We start from the raw sequence: 16,363 nt of genomic DNA on the forward strand, positions 1-16,363 counted from the left end.
GCGGGGTCTGTCTCGCCAGCGGCTGGATTCCCGGATTGCGCTTCGCTCCATCCGGGCTGCGCGCTGCTGATCACATCATCGGAGCCGTTTCATGGACGCGTCGCATCGACCCAAGATCGCGGAAACAATCGTCCATGAAACGGTGCGCTTGCGCGAGGCGCAGATCGGCCGGCGTTGCGAAGTCCTGGGCAACACGCGCATCGAATATGCCTCGCTCGGTGACTACTCCTATCTCGGGGAGAATTGCGAGGTCGCCGACGCCGTGATCGGGAAGTTCACTGCGATCGCGAATTCGGTCCGGATCGGCGCGCCGAACCATCCGATGGGCCGGCCGTCCCAGCATCGCTTCACCTATTGCCCGGAATATTACGAGGCGACGGCCACGCGCGACAGCGACTTCTTTGCGGAGCGCCGCAGCGACCAGGTGATCGTCGGTAACGATTGCTGGATCGGTCACGCCGCCATCCTGCTGCCGGGCGTGACGGTCGGCGACGGCGCCGTCATTGCCGCGGGCGCCGTCGTCAGCCGCGGCGTGCCGCCCTATACGATCGTCGGCGGCGTTCCGGCACGCCCGATCCGCCAGCGCTTTCCCGATGCCGTCGCCGAAAGCCTGCGCCGCATCGCCTGGTGGGACTGGCCGGATGAAATCATCTTCGAGCGCCTGGGTGATTTTCGCTCCGAGGCGATCGAACAATTTTGCGAGCGCTACGATCCGGCGCCCGCTGCGAATCGATTTTCGTAGCCCGGATGGAGCAAAGCGAAATCCGGGATTCTCGCAGATGGAAGGACTGTTCCCGGATTGCGCGGAGCCTGTCATCACTGTGCGAGCGCAATTGCGCTCGTCGCGGGCGCGCATTCGCGCGACCCGTTGGCTCCATCCGGGCTACGACCTTGTAGAAGCTGCACGCGCAAGTACGCAAACGTCACAAAAAATGCCCGTGGAGACCGGGCATTTTTCGTCAAATGGTTGCTGCGCTCAATACAGCGGGAACCGCGTCGGGAAGCCGCCCATGTCCGACGGCGGGTTGAGCGGCTGGCGGTCGATCGGGCGGTTGAGGTTTTCGCGCGCGAACGTCGGATATCCAAAATCCGACGGGAATGCGTAGTCCTGGAACTTCCGATCGCCTGGCAAGACTTCAGTGCCGGCATCGAGCCACGAGCGCGTGGTGACGTAGACGCGGGTGCGCGGGCCCTGCTGGTACGACCGGTTGGGACCGTTCGCGCCGTAATAGGGGCGGCCGTCCCGGTCATATTGCTGCCTGGACTGAGCGCTGGCGGAGGTTGTGCCAATCGCGACGAGGGCAGCCGCAGCAAGCGACATCGCGAGCTTGCTCGCAGCAGGGAATTTTCGGGTCATTGCATCCTCGTCATTGTCCGCCCTTGCGGGGGCCTGGCCGATCGCCAAATCTGATTGCCGGCATTGTAGCCACGGCGGGACCATCGTCGCTAGGTCAATTGCGCCACACCGCAGCGGAATAATGCGGGACGAAGCGAAAAAGTTTCATGAAAACCAGTGTCTTGGCCGCTTGTTGCCACAATTGTAAGGGGCTGCGGAAGCACGTCCCGCCAACGGCGGATTACAGGGCGCCGCGCAAATGCGGGTTATCGGCGCCCGTCACCCAATCCGCTGATAAGGCCGGCGCGCCCGATGTCGCGCAATCGCTGCGCCTGACTTCGGCATGGGCGAACAATTCCGTCAGTTTTGTATCGTTTCCGGCCGTCAGCAGGATCAGCCGGTTCAGGATGCAGCCGATCGCTGTGCGGCGGGCCGGCAGATCCTCGCCCAGGCATGACCAGCCGGAGAGACGGAATTTCGGCTCATCGACATGCCTGAAAAATCGGAGGCAGGAGCGGGCGGCCTCGGTGCCGCCGACCCGGCGGAACAGAGTCACGGCGCCGAACTTGCTGTCGATGATTCCTGCTGCCTCCAACTCGCGCGGGCCAGCCGGGTCCATCCTTGCGGCAAGGTAGCCGGCCGCCGAGCCGACCTGATCGATTTCCTCACCCGGACGATAGATTTCGAGTTCGGCGACCGGCGTGCCGCCGATGCCGCTCCAACGGAACACGTCCTTGCGGCCGCCTTCGGGATGCCGAAAAACTTCGTAAGCCTCTGTCTTACCTGGAAAAATGAGTTGGCTTACCGCAAACGCGGGCGCGCTGCGTCCGGCTTGGCTCCAGGTTTTGGGTGATGTGTCCATCGCCGTAACATCGGGTAAATGGTGCCATAGCGCGATACCGCAAATGGCCATCAGCGCCAGCGTCATCAGATACGCGCACAGCCGTGCCAACGTGCCGCAGACCTCGTCCACGAAGCTTGCCAGCGCCGGTCGGATGCTCAGCGGATAGTGGGAACTGGCCGAACCGGCCGGAAACGAATGCATCAAACGCCCAAACACAGCCGTCAAACGTTGTCATATCGGCGTTTCTCGCATAGAAGCGCTGCCTTCCCCCTTTCCGCTCGACGCGGCGGGGCAGCATTTTTCCTCGGAGAGTGAACGATGGGTTACAAAGTCGCTGTGGTCGGCGCGACCGGCAATGTCGGGCGCGAAATGCTCAACATTCTCGACGAGCGCAAATTCCCCGCCGACGAGGTCGTGGTGCTGGCCTCGCGCCGCAGCGTCGGCGTCGAGGTCTCCTATGGCGACCGCACCCTGAAGGTCAAAGCGCTCGAGCACTATGATTTTTCCGACGTCGACATTTGCCTGATGTCGGCCGGCGGCTCGGTGTCGAAGGAATGGTCGCCGAAGATTGGCGCCGCCGGCGCGGTCGTGATCGACAATTCGTCGGCCTGGCGGATGGATCCGGACGTGCCGCTGATCGTGCCGGAAGTGAACGCGGATGCGGTCGCGGGCTTTGCCAAGAAGAACATCATCGCCAACCCGAACTGCTCGACCGCGCAGCTCGTGGTCGCGTTGAAGCCGCTGCATGACAAGGCCACCATCAAGCGCGTCGTCGTTTCTACCTATCAATCGGTGTCGGGCGCCGGCAAGGATGCGATGGACGAATTGTTTTCGCAGACCAAGGCCGTCTACACCAACAGCGAACTGATCAACAAGAAATTCCCCAAGCGCATCGCCTTCAACGTCATCCCGCACATCGACGTCTTCATGGAGGACGGCTACACCAAGGAAGAGTGGAAGATGATGATGGAGACCAAGAAGATTCTTGATCCCAAAATCAGGCTGACCGCCACCTGCGTGCGGGTGCCTGTGTTCGTCGGCCATTCCGAGGCGGTCAACATCGAGTTCGAGAATCCGATCACCGCCGATGAAGCGCGGAACATCCTGCGCAACGCGCCGGGTTGCCTTGTCATCGACAAGCAGGAGCCCGGCGGTTACGTCACGCCGTATGAGGCGGCCGGCGAAGACGCCACCTACATCAGCCGCATCCGCGAGGACAACACCGTCGAGAACGGCCTGCAGTTGTGGTGCGTGTCGGACAATCTGCGCAAGGGCGCCGCACTGAATGCGATCCAGATCGCCGAATGCCTGATCAACCGCAAGCTGATCACCGCGAAGAAGAAGGCGGCGTAAGGCCGAATTCGTAGGGTGGGCAAAGCGAAGCGTGCCCACCGTTTAGCATTGCGATCGAAGGACAGATGGTGGGCACGGCGCTTTGCGCATTTGCCCACCCTGCGGCTTATTCGCCATCCCTGACGCTGCGAAATTCCTTCGCCTCCGGGTCGAGCACGAACAGCGCGCCTTCGGCAACGCCAAAATAAGCGCCGTGCAATTCCATCTCGCCGCGCTCGACGTGGGTGCGGACGAACGGAAACGTCATCAGGTTTTCGAGGCTGCGGAAGATCGCGGCCTTTTCGATCCTGACGGTGAAGTCCTGCATCGTCTCGCGCTCGCGCTGCTCGACGATCTCGCCCGGCTTGATGAACATGGCCATCCAGCGGCCGATGAAATCGCCCGGTGATAGCGGGTCGATCTTGTCGATAAAGGCCTTGATGCCGCCGCACTGGGCGTGGCCGAGCACCACGATATGCTTGATGCGCAGCACGTTGACGGCATATTCCAGCGCCGCCGACACGCCGTGGGCGCCGCCATCGGGCTGATAGACCGGCACCAGATTGGCGACGTTGCGCACGACGAAGAGTTCGCCGGGGCCGGCGTCGAAAATCACCTCCGGCGAGACACGCGAATCGCAGCAGCCGATCACCATCACGGCGGGCGACTGGCCGCGCTCGGAGAGTTCCCGGTAGCGCGTCTGCTCGGTCGGCAGCCGCTGCGAGGTAAAGGCCCGGTAGCCGTCGAGCAGATTTTGCGGGAATGACGTTGCCATGTGTCCTGTGCCTGTCTTTGGCCATGCCTAACCATAAGCGGATGACGGGAACAAGGCTTTCGGACCCCGGTTTGAAATGTTAGGGCGAGGGACCCAAAACGCCCCCGAGGAACCAGCCCATGATCCGTCCGCGCCGCAGCCTGTTGTTCATGCCGGGATCGAACGCGCGGGCGCTGGAAAAGGCGCGCACGCTCCCTGCCGACGGCATCATTCTCGACCTCGAGGATTCGGTGGCGCCGGACGCCAAGGCTGTGGCGCGCGACCAGATCGCCAAGGCGATCGGGGCCGGCGGGTTCGGCAAGCGCGAGGTGCTGATCCGGGTCAACAGCCTCGATACGCCCTGGTGGGTCGACGACGTCACCATGGCCGGCAAGGCGCGGCCCGACGGCATTCTGGTTCCCAAGATTTCCACGGTGGCCGATCTCAACGCCATTGCGAACCGCCTGAGTGACATCAACGCCGATATGTCGATCCGGGTCTGGGCCATGCTCGAAACCGCGCGCGGGGTGCTGGACGCCGACAAACTGGCGGCGGCTTCCAGGGATTCCGAAACCAGGCTCGCGGGCTTCGTGTTCGGGCCCAATGATATCTCGCGGGAGACGCGGATCCGCATGCAGCCGGGCCGCGCGGCGATGATCCCGATGATCACGCACTGCATCCTGGCGACGCGCGCGCACGGGCTCGAAATTCTCGACGGCCCCTACAGCGACATCAGCAATATCGACGGCTTTGCGACCGAATGCGCACAGGGCCGCGATCTCGGCTTTGACGGCAAGACGCTGATCCATCCGAGCCATATCGAGGCCTGCAACGCGATCTTCACGCCGCCGGCGGAAGAGGTCGAGCAAGCGCGCAAGATCATCGCAGCATTCGAAAAGCCGGAAAACGCCTCACGCGGCGCCATCCAACTCGACGGGCGGATGGTGGAGCGGCTGCACGCCGACATGGCCAGGCGCACGATCGCGATTGCGGACGCGATCGCGGCGATGGGACATTGAATTTTCCCGCGCGGCGCCACCCTCTCCCACAAGGGGAGAGGGTAAGCCCAGCGCTTTTCCTATGAACTGACCCGCGGGCCAAGACCGTCGATCGTGTCGGCATTGCCGCAATATTCCCGATAATGCGCAGCTGCGGTGCCGGCGACGAGATCGCGGTCGCATTGGCGTTTGTGGCTGCACAGGGAGCAGACGCGCTCCATGTCGCGCAGCACGAGCGGCTCGGTGCGCGCCAGATCGTCCTGATCGATACCGAGCGCTGTGAGCATCTTCGGCAGCTCATCCGCGGCATGCGGCCCCTGGCGGACCAGTGCCTCCAGTTCAGTGGAAGACATCCGCAACTCGCTCGCGATCCGGCTGAAATTGGCGGCGTCCATCTCGCGCATTTCCTTCCGCTCGCGCCGGTGCTTGAGCCATTCGCCGAAGGTGTCGACCACGAGGCTGACGACTAGATAGGGCTTTTCCTGAACGGTCATGGCACGGCTCCCTTGGGTCGCTGCAATGGCCCAAGGTGAGCGTAAATTGGGTGGCGGTCGTTGCGCTGGATCAAATTGGGGGCGGGGCGGGCGATCATTGATCTTACCCTCCCCTGGAGGGGGAGGGTCGACGCGAAGCGGCGGGGCGGGGTGACGGTCTCTCCACGTCTAACAGTGCCCGAGTTGAGAGATCACCCCACCCCGTCTCACATTTCGCTTCGCTCAATGTGAGCCGACCCTCCCCCTCCAGGGGAGGGTAAGCTACGGCAATTTTCCGAATTTCTCCGCCGCCCACGCATAAAGGCTGCCGGAAATCGGCTTCTCGCCACCGCGGCCTTTTGGTGAGATGTGCAGGCCGATGATTTCGGGATCGGCAAGCAGGCCTGAAAAATCCGTCGGCTCGAAAAACAGCTTCGGCTCTGCATGCACAGCGTAGAAAGATTGCTTCGACAGCGCGTGCTGCAATTCGCCCGAGCGCCGCGCGAGCGCGGTCAGGGCGGCCGGGCCGTAGATTGCGACGCGGATGTCGGAGAGACGGCTTGATCGGTGTCGCAACTGACGCAGCATGAAGGTGAGGCGATGACGCAGCGCCAGCCAGTCCGGCGTCAGATCCTCCTGCTCCATCAGTTCCTCGAACGCCCGCACGATCGGGTCACTCGCAGGCAGATACAGGACCGAGTTACCGAGCTGGCGTCGGCGTTCCCACGCGAAGTAAGGCTTTGCCGGGTCGATCTCGATCGGCTTCAGCAACAGCACGTCGGCGTCGAGCCACAATCCGGCGCGCTCGGCCATCAGCCGCATGCGGAAGAAATCGCTGAACTGCAAAATGGTCCAGTCGCGCCAGCTTCCATCGGGCTGCGGCGGCCGAAGCCGTTCGGAAAAGGAATGCGGCAGGATCGCCTCGGCTTCGGCGTTGCCGACGCCGTCGGGCAGGCCCGGCAATGGATCGAAACTGTAGACGGTGACCTTGTGGCCGGCGGCGACCTGAGACCGCAGGCAGGTCAGCCGCAGGCCGTCGAGCCGGCCGTGCCAGAAAGTGACGACGTCAGGCCGCATCCGCGTCGCCTCCGCTTAACGAAAGAGCCCCGATGCGATCGGGGCTCTCGTAACAGGATCAGGTAACACGATCACGCCCAGGCGCGCTCTTTCTTCAGCTTCGCCTCGTAATCGTCGATCGACAATTTCTTTTCCATGGTCAGGCCGATGTCGTCGAGGCCGTTCATCAGGCAGTGCTTGCGGAACGGATCGATCTCAAACTTCACCTTGCCGCCGTCGGGACCGCGGATCTCCTGGTTGGCGAGATCGATGGTCAGCGTGGCGTTGGCGCCGCGCTCGGCATCGTCGAACAGCTTGTCGAGGTCGTCCTGCGTGACGCGGATCGGCAGAATGCCGTTCTTGAAGCAGTTGTTGTAGAAGATGTCGCCGAACGAGGTCGAGATCACGCAGCGGATGCCGAAATCCAACAGCGCCCACGGCGCGTGCTCGCGGCTGGAACCGCAGCCGAAATTGTCGCCGGCGACCAGCACCTTGGCGTTGCGATAGGCCGGCTGGTTGAGCACGAAGTCCGGGTTCTCGCTGCCGTCATCCTTGTAGCGCTGTTCGGAGAAAAGCCCCTTGCCAAGGCCGGTGCGCTTGATGGTCTTCAAATACTGCTTCGGGATGATCATGTCGGTGTCGACATTGATGATCTTCAGAGGGGCAGCTACGCCTTCCAGTGTGGTGAACTTTTCCATCGATCGCACTTCCCGGTTGAGGGTGGGGCAAGGCCGCTGATTTATCGCGAATATGGCCCCGGCAAAAGGCCAATTTGCGCAATCCTAGCCTGCGCAACCTAGCCGGCACCCGCCTCGATCGCCTCCATATCGGCGTCCGACAGCCCAAAATGGTGTCCGATCTCGTGGATCAGGACGTGGCGGACGATATGGCCCAGCGTTTCCTCATGTTCGGCCCAGTAATCGAGGATCGGTCGGCGGTAGAGCCAGATCATGTTGGGCAGGCGGGCGACGTCGTTGTTGCTCTGCTGCGGCAGGCCGATGCCCTGGAACAGGCCGAGCAGGTCGAACTCGGTTTGCGCCTGCATTTCGTCTAGAACCTCGTCGGTCGGAAAATCGTCGACGCGGATGATCACGCCCTCGCACAGGGCTCGAAAGCCCTTCGGCAGGCGCTCGAACACCTCATGCGCCATGGCTTCCATTTCGGCGAGCGAGGGGGCTTTTGCTTCGGTCCACATCAGGACGTATTTAGCCTGTGTTATGGCTGGGCGCATCCTGGTTTTGCGAGTTGACCGCGGGGCGCCAATCGGGGACCGTACGGGGGATATCAGGCGTGGGTGGACTTAAGATGAAGCGGATTGTGACGGTTGCAATTTGGGCTGCTTTTGCCGGGCTCTTGCTATCAGGTACGATGGCGCAGGCGCAGACGGCATCATCGGGGCTGCGGATCGTGCAGGCGCCGGAGCCGGCTGTCACGGATGTGTCCGCGCAGCGCCGGCGTCCGCTGCGGCGCGTGCCGATCTATCGGCAGGAATGGGCGCCTGATGTCTACCCGCGCTACAACCCCGGCCCCAACGCCGTGCGCGATTGCAGCGCGCATTACGTGCAGGAGTACCGGCCGAGCGGCACGGTGATCACCCCGCGCATGAACTGCTACTGGCGGCCCGGCTAGGTTTTCTCGCTTCACTTTTTTTCGCGCATTTCTTTGACGCGGAGTCAGGCTGACTCTGCGAGCGCTCCACGTTGAAGTTGTGATGGCGTTCTGCGCCGGTTGGCGTGCGCAAGGATTGCGGCGAGCTGCGGCGGTCATCCGTTCATGTTCGTGGCGCATTCATTCAGAGTCCATTCAAGTCGCTTGCGTCAGATTGCGTGCAGCGTTGCGGCGAGCGATTCGGCGCAGACGTGGCACCCGACCCAAGGAGAGCATTCATGCAGTTCACGAAAATTCTGGGGCTCGCCGCCGTTGGCGCAGTGCTCGCGCTCGCTGCGCCGGCCGAGCGCGCCAATGCGCTGTCGCTCAGCAATCCCGGCGCCGCCGCGGCGGTTCAGGAAGATACCAAGCCGGCGACCACGGAAGTACATTGGCGGCATCGTCACCATCACCATCACCATCACCGGTGGCATCGCTGGCACCACCGCCACCACCACCATCATCATGGCCATGGCCATCGCCACTGGCACCGCTGGTGAGCGCGACTGCCTAGCGCAGCAATCGAGCAGGCCCGTTCATTGCGGGCCTGTTTCGATTTGAGCGCCTTGAAACTGGCGAGATTGCTGCCCGTTATCTCTGTCATGGAGATCAACGCGAGGAGTCCGGCATGAAGAGTTTGATCGGGGCAGCCCTTGTCGCTGGCGCGCTCGTGGTTGCCGGATCGGCCGCGATCAGTCCGGTCGCCGCGGCGCCGCAGGCGAAGGCGCAGAGTGCCGGCACATCCGATGCCACCGACTTCAGCGCGCACCGCTATGTCAGGCGCCATTATCGTCACCACGGCTATTCTCGACCGCACTACCGTCCCTACTACTACAACCGGCCGGTCTACTATCGGCCGTATCCCTATTCCGCACCGGCGCCGTTCATCTTCGGCATCGGGTTTGGTCCGGTCTGGTGGTGAGCGTGCACAGCTTCGGTCAGCCGCAAATCTCTCTTGCGCTTTCTTCTGTGCTTTCTCTTGTGCTTTCTCTTGCGTGTTCTTTTGCGCGTTCATCTTTGCGGTCGGCGCATTCATGGCGCGTTCACGTGCCTGTCTCTAATTTCACGTTGGGAGCGAGCGCAAAGAAGAAGCGCGACGGGGACCAGCCGCAGAGCGGTTGAGGGGCGCGCCGTCGCCGGTTAGGGAGGTTCATCCATGACGATATCCGATCCCGGACGCGGCCTTATCCGCCGTCTGGGCGTTACGGCTGCGGCGCTGTTTGCGTTCGCGGCGGCATCACAACAGCGCGCCGAGGCGCTCTCGCTTGCGAGTCCCGGCACGGCGCCTTCAGCAAAATTTGCAACCGACGGACTGACGACCGAGGTTCAACACCGCGGTGGCGGCGGCGGTTTTCGCGGCGGTGGTGGCGGTGGTTTCCGCGGCGGCGGTGGCGGTGGATTCAGAGGCGGCGGTGCTGCGTTCCATGGCGGCGGCTTCCGCGGTGGCGGCGCGGCCTTTCACCGCGGTGGTTTCAGAGGTGGTGGGATGGCGATCCACCGTGGCGGTTTTCGTGCGGCGCCCGTCTTCCATGGCGGCGGACACCGCTTCGCACATCGTCACGCGTTCCACCGGCCTCACTTCGTCCATCGACACCACTTCGGCCACCGGCGCTTCTTCCATCGTCGGTTCTACTACGCGCCGGCCTACTACACGTACCCGGCCTACTATTATCCGCGGCGCTGCCGCGTGATCTGGACCTATTACGGGCCGCGCAAGATCTGCCGCTATCGCCCGTGGCACGCGCATTACTACGCGCATTACGGCTGGTGAGAGCCGAAATGAAACAGGCGCCCGTTCGGGCGCCTGTTTTTTCGAGCGGCAAACGCTCAGTTCAATCCCAATCCTTGCCTTCCCAAGGCTTGATCTTCCAAGGGGTCAGCTTCGCCAGCCGCCACTGCGCCCAATGTTCCGGCGGCCAGTGACTGAGGCGCGAGGTTTCCTTGGCGACGGGCTGAAGGTCGACGATGCGCGGCGTCATGCGCCGCCGCACCTGCCGCGTCGCCTCGCTGATCATGTCGACAAATTCAGACTTTTCCGTCACGGCCGGGTCCCTCGCGAAAGCGCTTCGCAAGGGACCATTCTGCGCCTTGCCTGTTAACGCGGCGTTTCCGGAACGCCTCGCTATCTAGGCAAAGCAGTGTTAACGCCACTCCCGGATGTCGACAAAATGCCCGGCGATGGCCGCGGCCGCCGCCATTGCGGGCGACACCAGGTGGGTGCGGCCCTTAAAACCCTGGCGGCCTTCGAAGTTGCGGTTCGAGGTCGAGGCGCAGCGCTCTTCCGGCGCCAGCTTGTCGGGGTTCATGGCGAGGCACATGGAGCAGCCCGGCTCGCGCCATTCGAAGCCGGCCTTGATGAAGATCTTGTCGAGGCCCTCGGCTTCGGCCTGTTCCTTCACGATGCCCGAGCCCGGCACGATCATCGCGTTGACGTGGGCGTTGACGGTCTTGCCCTCGGCGACTTTCGCCGCGGCGCGCAGATCCTCGATGCGGCCGTTGGTGCAGGAGCCGATGAAGACGCGGTCGAGCTTGATGTCGGTGATCTTGGTGCCGGCGGTCAGGCCCATGTATTTCAGCGCGCGGTGCTTCGACAGCCGCTTGGCCTCGTCGGCGATCTGATCGGGATCCGGCACGAAGCCCGAGATCGACACCACGTCCTCGGGCGAGGTGCCCCAGGTGACGATTGGCGGCAGCTTCGCAGCGTCCAGCCGGATCTCGTGGTCGAAATGCGCGCCTTCGTCGGAGCGCAGCTTTTCCCAATAGCGCATCGCGGCGTCCCAGTCGGCGCCCTTCGGCGCCTTCGGCCGGCCCTTCAAAAACTCGAACGCTTTTTCGTCCGGCGCGATCAGGCCGGCGCGGGCGCCGCCCTCGATCGACATGTTGCAGACGGTCATGCGGCCTTCCATCGTCAGCGCGCGGATGGCGTCGCCGGCATATTCCAGCACATAGCCGGTGCCGCCCGCGGTGCCGATCTCGCCGATGATCGCCAGGATGATGTCCTTGCCGGTGACGCCGTCGGGCAATTTGCCGTCGACCACCGCGCGCATGTTTTTTGCTTTTTTCTGGATCAGCGTTTGCGTCGCCAGCACGTGTTCGACCTCTGAGGTGCCGATGCCGTGCGCCAGCGCGCCGAACGCGCCGTGGGTGGAGGTGTGGCTGTCACCGCAGACGATGGTGGTGCCGGGCAGCGTAAAGCCCTGCTCGGGGCCAATCACGTGGACGATGCCCTGGCGCTTGTCGAACTCGTTGAAATATTCGACGCCGAATTCCTTGGCGTTCTCCGCCAGCGCCTTGATCTGCTCGGCGCTTTCAGGGTCGGGATTGGGCTTGCTGCGATCGGTCGTCGGCACGTTGTGATCGACGACGGCCAGCGTCTTCTCCGGCGCGCGAACCTTGCGGCCGGTGGCGCGCAGGCCTTCGAACGCCTGCGGCGAGGTCACCTCGTGCACCAGATGGCGGTCGATATAGAGCAGGCAGGTGCCGTCCTCGGCTTCGTGCACCAGATGGTCGTTCCAGATCTTGTCGTACAGCGTGGTCGGTTTGGACATGAGCGTCAGCTCCAAAGAAATTCTGTGTGAGCGATCAAGCGCAGGTGCGCCAGCAACGGACGTCAGCGCAGCATCAAGCTGCGCGCGTAAGCTCTGACGTCGCCGAAGTCGCGAAGCGTCCGAAGAACCGGCCGGGCAGCCGTGAGCGATCGTCGATGACGACGAGCTGGGCGGTGCCGACGGCGGCGCTGGTGCGATCTAGAACCATTCTGAATTTCTAACACAGGCCCGGCGGCCGCCACAATCAATCGATTGGGCAGGGGCATTGTCTAGATAGGCATAGCGCAACAAAAAAGCGCGGGGCAAAACCCCGCGCTTTTGGTCACATCCCTTTCGGGAAAAATTACTCGCCGACGGCGGTCGCGCGGTCCTGCTTCTCGACGATGCGGGCCGACTTGCCGCGCAGTTGGCGCAGGTAATACAGCTTGGCGCGACGCACCTTGCCGCGGCGCACCACCTTGATCGAGTCGATCATCGGCGACATCACGGGGAACACGCGCTCGACGCCTTCGCCGTAGGAAATCTTGCGGACGGTGAAGCTCTCGTTGAGCCCGCCTCCGGAACGGCCGATGCAGACGCCTTCATAGGCCTGCACGCGGGTACGCTCGCCTTCGACCACCTTGACGTTGACGATCACGGTGTCGCCGGGGCCGAATTCCGGGATCGACTTGGTCGCCGACAGTTTTTCGAATTGCTCTTTTTCGAGCTGTTGAATGAGGTTCATTGAAATCTCCATCGGCGGCGCGCCCGGCAGCGGGCTGCGCGACGTCCATCTATCCTGCCATTGCGCGGATTTGGCGCTCGTATAAGGCATCGGGCCGCGCTTGTCACCCGTCTGTCGTGCTTTTTGTTCCTTTTTGGCCGCCCCTGATCGCCCATAAATCCGGCCGCCGCGCCCGCGTCAGGGCCTCGGCTTCGGCCCGGCGCCAGGCCGCTACCTTGGCATGGTCGCCGGAGATCAGGATTTCCGGGATACCGCGGCCCTCGAACTCCTGCGGGCGGGTGAATTGGGGGTATTCCAGTAGTCCATCGGAAAAGCTTTCGTCCTCGCCCGAGGCCTGTTTGCCCATCACCCCCGGCAAAAGCCGCACGCAGGCGTCGATCAAGGCCATCGCGGCGATTTCGCCGCCTGAAAGCACGTAGTCTCCGAGCGAGACCTCTTCGAGGTTCCGGGCTTCGATGACCCGCTGATCGATCCCCTCGAACCGGCCGCAGACGATCAAAGGGCCTGGCCCGGTGGCAAGCTCCGCCACCAGCGACTGGGTCAATGGCCGACCCCGCGGGCTCATCAGCAGGCGCGGTCGGCTTTGATCGACATCCGCGGCATCGATCGCCGCCGCCAGCACGTCAGCCCGGAGCACCATGCCGGGGCCGCCGCCGGCCGGGGTGTCATCGACGCTGCGATGCTTGTCGGTGGCGGAGTCCCTGATGTCGCGCACCTCAAGCCGCCACAGGCCTGATGTCAGCGCCTTGCCCGCCAGGCTGACGCCGAGCGGCCCGGGAAACATCTCGGGGAAGAGCGTGAGAACGGTGGCGCGCCAGGTCATTCAAAACCCATCACGTGAGCGTCGGGGCGTCGTCGCCTTCGACTTCCTGCGGCAGCTCGATCACCACGCGGCCGCCGGCGAGATCGACCGTTGGTACCACGGCATTGGTGAACGGCAGCAGCATGGTGGCGCCTTTCGCGGGCGCGATCTCGATGATGTCGCCGGCGCCGAAATTATGGATCGCGATGACACGGCCGAGCGGCTCTTGCGCGGCATTGACTGCGGCAAGCCCGATCAGGTCGGCGTGGTAATATTCGCCCTCGTCGGTCTCGGGCAGTTTTTCGCGCGCGATGTAGAGCTCGATGCCGTTGAGCCGCTCGGCATCCTCGCGGGAGGCGATGCCTTTCAGCGTCGCCACCAGATGATCCCTGGCTTCACGGACATGCGTCACCTCGAACTGGCGCGCGCCGTCCTTGGTCATCAGCGGTCCGTAATGTTTTACGGCCAGCGGATCTTCGGTGAACGTCCACAGTTTCACCGCGCCGCGCACGCCATGCGCAGCGCCGATACGGGCGACACAAATCGGTGCTGCCACCGTCGTGCGCCGCTACGCCTTAAGCCTTCGCGGCGGCTTCGGCGCGCGCCTTGCGCTCCTTGCGCGGCACGGCCTTTTCCGGATTGCTGCGGGCGGGACGCTTGACGATGCCGGCGGCATCCAGGAAGCGCGTCACGCGGTCCGACGGCTGTGCGCCCTTGGCGAGCCAGGACTTCACCTTGTCCATGTCGAGCTTCAGCCGCGACTCATTGTCCTTCGGCAGCAGCGGGTTGAAATGACCGAGACGCTCGATGAAGCGGCCGTCGCGGGGAAAGCGCGAGTCGGCGACGACGACGTGATAGACCGGACGCTTCTTGGTGCCTGCGCGAGCGAGGCGGATAACGACTGACATTTGGTTCTCCTGAGTGTGTTTCGATTAGGTGTTGGTCGGTTACGCCGTCATTGCGAGGAGCGAAGCGACGAAGCAATCCATCTTGGTTCTTGGCGAAGAATGGATTGCTTCGCTGCGCTCGCAATGACGAAAGAGGTCATTTCTTCTTCCCCGGAAAGCCGCCGAGGCCCGGCAAGGTCGGCTTGCCGCTGAGGCCCGTAAGTCCCGGCACGTTGGGCAATCCCTGACGCAGGCCGGTGGGAAGATCCTTGGGCAAATTCGGCAGGCCGCCTCCGGCACCGCCCTGCATCTTGTCCGCGAGCGCCTTCATTTCTTCCGGCGAGGGCGGCTTCATGCCGCCGCCAAAGCCCATCGCCTGTGCGATGCCGGCCAGCGGGCCGCGCTTGCCTGAGCCCATGGCCTTCATCATGTCAGCCATGTTCCGGTGCATCTTTAAGAGCTTGTTGACTTCCTGGACCTCCAGGCCGGCGCCTGCGGCGATGCGCTTTTTGCGGCTGGCTTTGAGAATGTCGGGATTCTTGCGCTCCTGTCGCGTCATCGAATCGATCACCGCGACCTGGCGCTTGATGATCTTGTCGTCGATGCCGGCGTTCGCGATCTGGTTCTTCATCTTGGCAATGCCCGGCATCATGCCCATCAGCCCGCTGATGCCGCCCATATTCGCCATCTGCAGCAATTGCTCACGCATGTCGTTGAGGTCGAACTGGCCCTTGCGCATCCGCTCGGCGGTGCGCGCGGCCTTTTCGGCGTCGATATTCGCCGCTGCCCGTTCGACCAGCGACACCACGTCGCCCATGCCGAGGATGCGGCCGGCGATGCGGCTCGGATGGAAATCTTCCAGCGCATCGGTCTTTTCGCCGGTGCCGATCAGCTTGATCGGCTTGCCGGTGACCGCGCGCATCGACAGCGCCGCGCCGCCGCGGCCGTCGCCGTCGACGCGCGTCAGCACGATGCCGGTGAGGCCGACGCGCTGATCGAAGGCGCGCGCGAGGTTGACCGCATCCTGGCCGGTCAGGGAGTCCGCGACCAGCAGCACTTCGTGCGGATTGGCCGTGGTTTTGATCTCGGCCGCCTCGCTCATCATTTCTTCGTCGAGCGTGGTGCGGCCGGCGGTGTCGAGCAGCACCACGTCGTAGCCGCCGAGCTTGCCGGCTTCCAGTGCGCGCTTGGCGATCTGCGCCGGCTTTTGCCCCGCCACGATCGGCAGCGTCGGAATGTCGAGGTCGCGGCCGAGCACGGCCAGTTGCTCCATCGCCGCCGGGCGGTAGATATCGAGCGAGGCCATCAGCACCTTGCGCTTGTCGCGCTGGGTCATGCGGCGGGCGAGCTTGGCGGTGGTGGTGGTTTTGCCGGAGCCCTGGAGACCGACCATCATGATGGCGACCGGCGGCACCGCATTGAGATCGATGGTCTGGCCGTCGGAACCAAGGGTGGCGACCAGTTCGTCATGGACGATCTTGACCACCATCTGGCCGGGCGTGACCGACTTGACGACGGTGGCGCCGACCGCCTGCTCGCGAACGCGCTCGATAAAACCTCTGACAACTTCGAGCGAGACGTCAGCTTCCAGCAGCGCGCGGCGCACCTCGCGCATCGCGGCGTCGACATCAGCCTCCGACAGCGAGCCCCGGCCCGTCAGCCGATCGAGTATCCCACCAAGCTTTTCCGACAGATTGTCGAACAATGCCGTTGTCCTGTTGCTGCCCTTGCAGGCGCTACGTCGATCCATTCACTACTGTCATCACCCGCTTTGTGCGCAATTGCGCACTGGAGCGGGTGATCCAGTATTCCAGAGCAGCTCGTTTTGAACCGAGAAGCTGCGGCGTACTGGATACCCCGCCTTCGCGGGGTATGACGACCTAGATATGTCCCGGCGCAGAACGCCAAAACGATCGTCCAAACACTTTCGCGCCCGAGGGCGCATCGCGCTGTCGGGCGTTG

The 16,363-nt window shown here is 63.5% G+C and carries 22 protein-coding genes; 5 read left to right on the forward strand and 17 right to left on the reverse strand.

The window, feature by feature from the left end; translation table 11 throughout:
• The first annotated feature begins 91 nt into the window (after nucleotides 1-91).
• Complete coding sequence (locus KIP88_RS13100) at nucleotides 92-742, forward strand: CatB-related O-acetyltransferase (protein WP_214488316.1); 651 nt, start codon at nucleotides 92-94, stop codon at nucleotides 740-742.
• Nucleotides 743-976: 234 nt separating this feature from the next.
• Here KIP88_RS13100 and KIP88_RS13105 read toward each other — a convergent pair whose 3' ends face one another.
• Together KIP88_RS13105 and KIP88_RS13110 are read right to left on the reverse strand one after the other, a co-directional pair.
• Nucleotides 977-1,357: a hypothetical protein gene (locus KIP88_RS13105; protein WP_214488317.1), complete on the reverse strand. Its 381-nt coding sequence runs from the start codon at nucleotides 1,355-1,357 to the stop codon at nucleotides 977-979.
• Between the two features lie 220 nt (nucleotides 1,358-1,577).
• Nucleotides 1,578-2,381, reverse strand: coding sequence for a hypothetical protein (locus KIP88_RS13110; RefSeq protein ID WP_214488318.1), 804 nt, complete (start codon nucleotides 2,379-2,381; stop codon nucleotides 1,578-1,580).
• A gap of 117 nt (nucleotides 2,382-2,498) precedes the next feature.
• Here KIP88_RS13110 and KIP88_RS13115 point away from each other — a divergent pair, with 117 nt between their 5' ends.
• Nucleotides 2,499-3,533 (forward strand): aspartate-semialdehyde dehydrogenase, encoded by a 1,035-nt coding sequence (locus KIP88_RS13115; RefSeq protein ID WP_214488319.1) that lies wholly within the window; start codon nucleotides 2,499-2,501, stop codon nucleotides 3,531-3,533.
• A gap of 106 nt (nucleotides 3,534-3,639) precedes the next feature.
• Here KIP88_RS13115 and KIP88_RS13120 read toward each other — a convergent pair whose 3' ends face one another.
• Entirely contained in the window at nucleotides 3,640-4,287 is a 648-nt protein-coding gene (locus KIP88_RS13120; RefSeq protein ID WP_214488320.1) for a carbonic anhydrase, read from the reverse strand.
• A gap of 119 nt (nucleotides 4,288-4,406) precedes the next feature.
• On the opposite strand from KIP88_RS13120, the gene KIP88_RS13125 reads away from it, so the two are divergent.
• Nucleotides 4,407-5,285, forward strand: a complete 879-nt coding sequence (locus tag KIP88_RS13125; protein WP_214488321.1) for a CoA ester lyase — start codon at nucleotides 4,407-4,409, stop codon at nucleotides 5,283-5,285.
• Between the two features lie 59 nt (nucleotides 5,286-5,344).
• Here KIP88_RS13125 and KIP88_RS13130 read toward each other — a convergent pair whose 3' ends face one another.
• The 4 genes from KIP88_RS13130 to KIP88_RS13145 all read right to left on the reverse strand — a co-directional run bounded on the left by KIP88_RS13130 (nucleotide 5,345) and on the right by KIP88_RS13145 (nucleotide 7,988).
• On the reverse strand, nucleotides 5,345-5,758 hold the full coding sequence (locus KIP88_RS13130) for a hypothetical protein (RefSeq protein WP_214488322.1): 414 nt from the start codon (nucleotides 5,756-5,758) through the stop codon (nucleotides 5,345-5,347).
• A 261-nt stretch (nucleotides 5,759-6,019) separates the two neighbouring features.
• A complete protein-coding gene (locus tag KIP88_RS13135; protein WP_214488323.1) occupies nucleotides 6,020-6,814 on the reverse strand; it encodes a capsular polysaccharide synthesis protein in 795 nt (264 codons plus the stop codon).
• 71 nt (nucleotides 6,815-6,885) lie between these two features.
• Entirely contained in the window at nucleotides 6,886-7,491 is a 606-nt protein-coding gene (leuD, locus tag KIP88_RS13140; RefSeq protein ID WP_214488324.1) for a 3-isopropylmalate dehydratase small subunit, read from the reverse strand.
• 98 nt (nucleotides 7,492-7,589) lie between these two features.
• Nucleotides 7,590-7,988: a metallopeptidase family protein gene (locus KIP88_RS13145; RefSeq protein ID WP_214488428.1), complete on the reverse strand. Its 399-nt coding sequence runs from the start codon at nucleotides 7,986-7,988 to the stop codon at nucleotides 7,590-7,592.
• A 110-nt stretch (nucleotides 7,989-8,098) separates the two neighbouring features.
• Between KIP88_RS13145 and KIP88_RS13150 the strand changes: the two genes are divergently transcribed.
• Nucleotides 8,099-8,422: a hypothetical protein gene (locus KIP88_RS13150; protein WP_214488429.1), complete on the forward strand. Its 324-nt coding sequence runs from the start codon at nucleotides 8,099-8,101 to the stop codon at nucleotides 8,420-8,422.
• A gap of 188 nt (nucleotides 8,423-8,610) precedes the next feature.
• Here KIP88_RS13150 and KIP88_RS48160 read toward each other — a convergent pair whose 3' ends face one another.
• A complete protein-coding gene (locus tag KIP88_RS48160) occupies nucleotides 8,611-8,913 on the reverse strand; it encodes a hypothetical protein (RefSeq protein ID WP_214488325.1) in 303 nt (100 codons plus the stop codon).
• 155 nt (nucleotides 8,914-9,068) lie between these two features.
• On the opposite strand from KIP88_RS48160, the gene KIP88_RS13160 reads away from it, so the two are divergent.
• Nucleotides 9,069-9,362, forward strand: coding sequence for a hypothetical protein (locus KIP88_RS13160; RefSeq protein WP_214488326.1), 294 nt, complete (start codon nucleotides 9,069-9,071; stop codon nucleotides 9,360-9,362).
• 366 nt (nucleotides 9,363-9,728) lie between these two features.
• On the opposite strand, the gene KIP88_RS48165 is transcribed toward KIP88_RS13160, so the two are convergent.
• From KIP88_RS48165 to ffh, 9 genes are all read right to left on the reverse strand, one after another.
• Nucleotides 9,729-10,061, reverse strand: a complete 333-nt coding sequence (locus KIP88_RS48165; RefSeq protein ID WP_214488327.1) for a hypothetical protein — start codon at nucleotides 10,059-10,061, stop codon at nucleotides 9,729-9,731.
• Nucleotides 10,062-10,272: 211 nt separating this feature from the next.
• A complete protein-coding gene (locus KIP88_RS13170; RefSeq protein WP_214488328.1) occupies nucleotides 10,273-10,482 on the reverse strand; it encodes a hypothetical protein in 210 nt (69 codons plus the stop codon).
• Between the two features lie 99 nt (nucleotides 10,483-10,581).
• Nucleotides 10,582-11,988, reverse strand: a complete 1,407-nt coding sequence (leuC, locus tag KIP88_RS13175) for a 3-isopropylmalate dehydratase large subunit (RefSeq protein ID WP_214488329.1) — start codon at nucleotides 11,986-11,988, stop codon at nucleotides 10,582-10,584.
• A 73-nt stretch (nucleotides 11,989-12,061) separates the two neighbouring features.
• Nucleotides 12,062-12,196: a hypothetical protein gene (locus KIP88_RS47855; RefSeq protein WP_283848509.1), complete on the reverse strand. Its 135-nt coding sequence runs from the start codon at nucleotides 12,194-12,196 to the stop codon at nucleotides 12,062-12,064.
• A gap of 135 nt (nucleotides 12,197-12,331) precedes the next feature.
• Entirely contained in the window at nucleotides 12,332-12,712 is a 381-nt protein-coding gene (gene rplS / locus KIP88_RS13180; RefSeq protein ID WP_057852665.1) for a 50S ribosomal protein L19, read from the reverse strand.
• A gap of 103 nt (nucleotides 12,713-12,815) precedes the next feature.
• Nucleotides 12,816-13,535 carry a tRNA (guanosine(37)-N1)-methyltransferase TrmD gene (gene trmD, locus KIP88_RS13185; RefSeq protein ID WP_214488330.1) on the reverse strand — a complete coding sequence of 240 codons (720 nt, stop codon included), beginning with the start codon at nucleotides 13,533-13,535 and terminating at the stop codon, nucleotides 12,816-12,818.
• 10 nt (nucleotides 13,536-13,545) lie between these two features.
• Nucleotides 13,546-14,070: a ribosome maturation factor RimM gene (gene rimM, locus KIP88_RS13190; RefSeq protein WP_214488331.1), complete on the reverse strand. Its 525-nt coding sequence runs from the start codon at nucleotides 14,068-14,070 to the stop codon at nucleotides 13,546-13,548.
• Nucleotides 14,071-14,089: 19 nt separating this feature from the next.
• A complete protein-coding gene (gene rpsP, locus KIP88_RS13195; RefSeq protein WP_108520681.1) occupies nucleotides 14,090-14,422 on the reverse strand; it encodes a 30S ribosomal protein S16 in 333 nt (110 codons plus the stop codon).
• A gap of 136 nt (nucleotides 14,423-14,558) precedes the next feature.
• Nucleotides 14,559-16,106 carry a signal recognition particle protein gene (gene ffh / locus KIP88_RS13200; protein WP_214488430.1) on the reverse strand — a complete coding sequence of 516 codons (1,548 nt, stop codon included), beginning with the start codon at nucleotides 16,104-16,106 and terminating at the stop codon, nucleotides 14,559-14,561.
• Nucleotides 16,107-16,363: the final 257 nt, after the last annotated feature.

The organism is Bradyrhizobium sp. SRL28 (genome assembly GCF_018596315.1).
Taxonomy (GTDB): Bacteria; Pseudomonadota; Alphaproteobacteria; order Rhizobiales; family Xanthobacteraceae; genus Bradyrhizobium.

What these genes read in the sequence shown, in the direction of transcription:
- KIP88_RS13100 (WP_214488316.1), top strand. Translation starts at nt 92, where the DNA reads ATGGACGCGTCGCATCGACCCAAGATCGCGGAAACAATCGTCCATGAA.
- KIP88_RS13105 (WP_214488317.1), bottom strand. Translation starts at nt 1,357, where the DNA reads ATGACCCGAAAATTCCCTGCTGCGAGCAAGCTCGCGATGTCGCTTGCT.
- KIP88_RS13110 (WP_214488318.1), bottom strand. Translation starts at nt 2,381, where the DNA reads ATGCATTCGTTTCCGGCCGGTTCGGCCAGTTCCCACTATCCGCTGAGC.
- KIP88_RS13115 (WP_214488319.1), top strand. Translation starts at nt 2,499, where the DNA reads ATGGGTTACAAAGTCGCTGTGGTCGGCGCGACCGGCAATGTCGGGCGC.
- KIP88_RS13120 (WP_214488320.1), bottom strand. Translation starts at nt 4,287, where the DNA reads ATGGCAACGTCATTCCCGCAAAATCTGCTCGACGGCTACCGGGCCTTT.
- KIP88_RS13125 (WP_214488321.1), top strand. Translation starts at nt 4,407, where the DNA reads ATGATCCGTCCGCGCCGCAGCCTGTTGTTCATGCCGGGATCGAACGCG.
- KIP88_RS13130 (WP_214488322.1), bottom strand. Translation starts at nt 5,758, where the DNA reads ATGACCGTTCAGGAAAAGCCCTATCTAGTCGTCAGCCTCGTGGTCGAC.
- KIP88_RS13135 (WP_214488323.1), bottom strand. Translation starts at nt 6,814, where the DNA reads ATGCGGCCTGACGTCGTCACTTTCTGGCACGGCCGGCTCGACGGCCTG.
- leuD (WP_214488324.1), bottom strand. Translation starts at nt 7,491, where the DNA reads ATGGAAAAGTTCACCACACTGGAAGGCGTAGCTGCCCCTCTGAAGATC.
- KIP88_RS13145 (WP_214488428.1), bottom strand. Translation starts at nt 7,988, where the DNA reads ATGTGGACCGAAGCAAAAGCCCCCTCGCTCGCCGAAATGGAAGCCATG.
- KIP88_RS13150 (WP_214488429.1), top strand. Translation starts at nt 8,099, where the DNA reads ATGAAGCGGATTGTGACGGTTGCAATTTGGGCTGCTTTTGCCGGGCTC.
- KIP88_RS48160 (WP_214488325.1), bottom strand. Translation starts at nt 8,913, where the DNA reads ATGGCCATGATGATGGTGGTGGTGGCGGTGGTGCCAGCGATGCCACCG.
- KIP88_RS13160 (WP_214488326.1), top strand. Translation starts at nt 9,069, where the DNA reads ATGAAGAGTTTGATCGGGGCAGCCCTTGTCGCTGGCGCGCTCGTGGTT.
- KIP88_RS48165 (WP_214488327.1), bottom strand. Translation starts at nt 10,061, where the DNA reads ATGGAAGAAGCGCCGGTGGCCGAAGTGGTGTCGATGGACGAAGTGAGG.
- leuC (WP_214488329.1), bottom strand. Translation starts at nt 11,988, where the DNA reads ATGTCCAAACCGACCACGCTGTACGACAAGATCTGGAACGACCATCTG.
- KIP88_RS47855 (WP_283848509.1), bottom strand. Translation starts at nt 12,196, where the DNA reads ATGGTTCTAGATCGCACCAGCGCCGCCGTCGGCACCGCCCAGCTCGTC.
- rplS (WP_057852665.1), bottom strand. Translation starts at nt 12,712, where the DNA reads ATGAACCTCATTCAACAGCTCGAAAAAGAGCAATTCGAAAAACTGTCG.
- trmD (WP_214488330.1), bottom strand. Translation starts at nt 13,535, where the DNA reads ATGACCTGGCGCGCCACCGTTCTCACGCTCTTCCCCGAGATGTTTCCC.
- rpsP (WP_108520681.1), bottom strand. Translation starts at nt 14,422, where the DNA reads ATGTCAGTCGTTATCCGCCTCGCTCGCGCAGGCACCAAGAAGCGTCCG.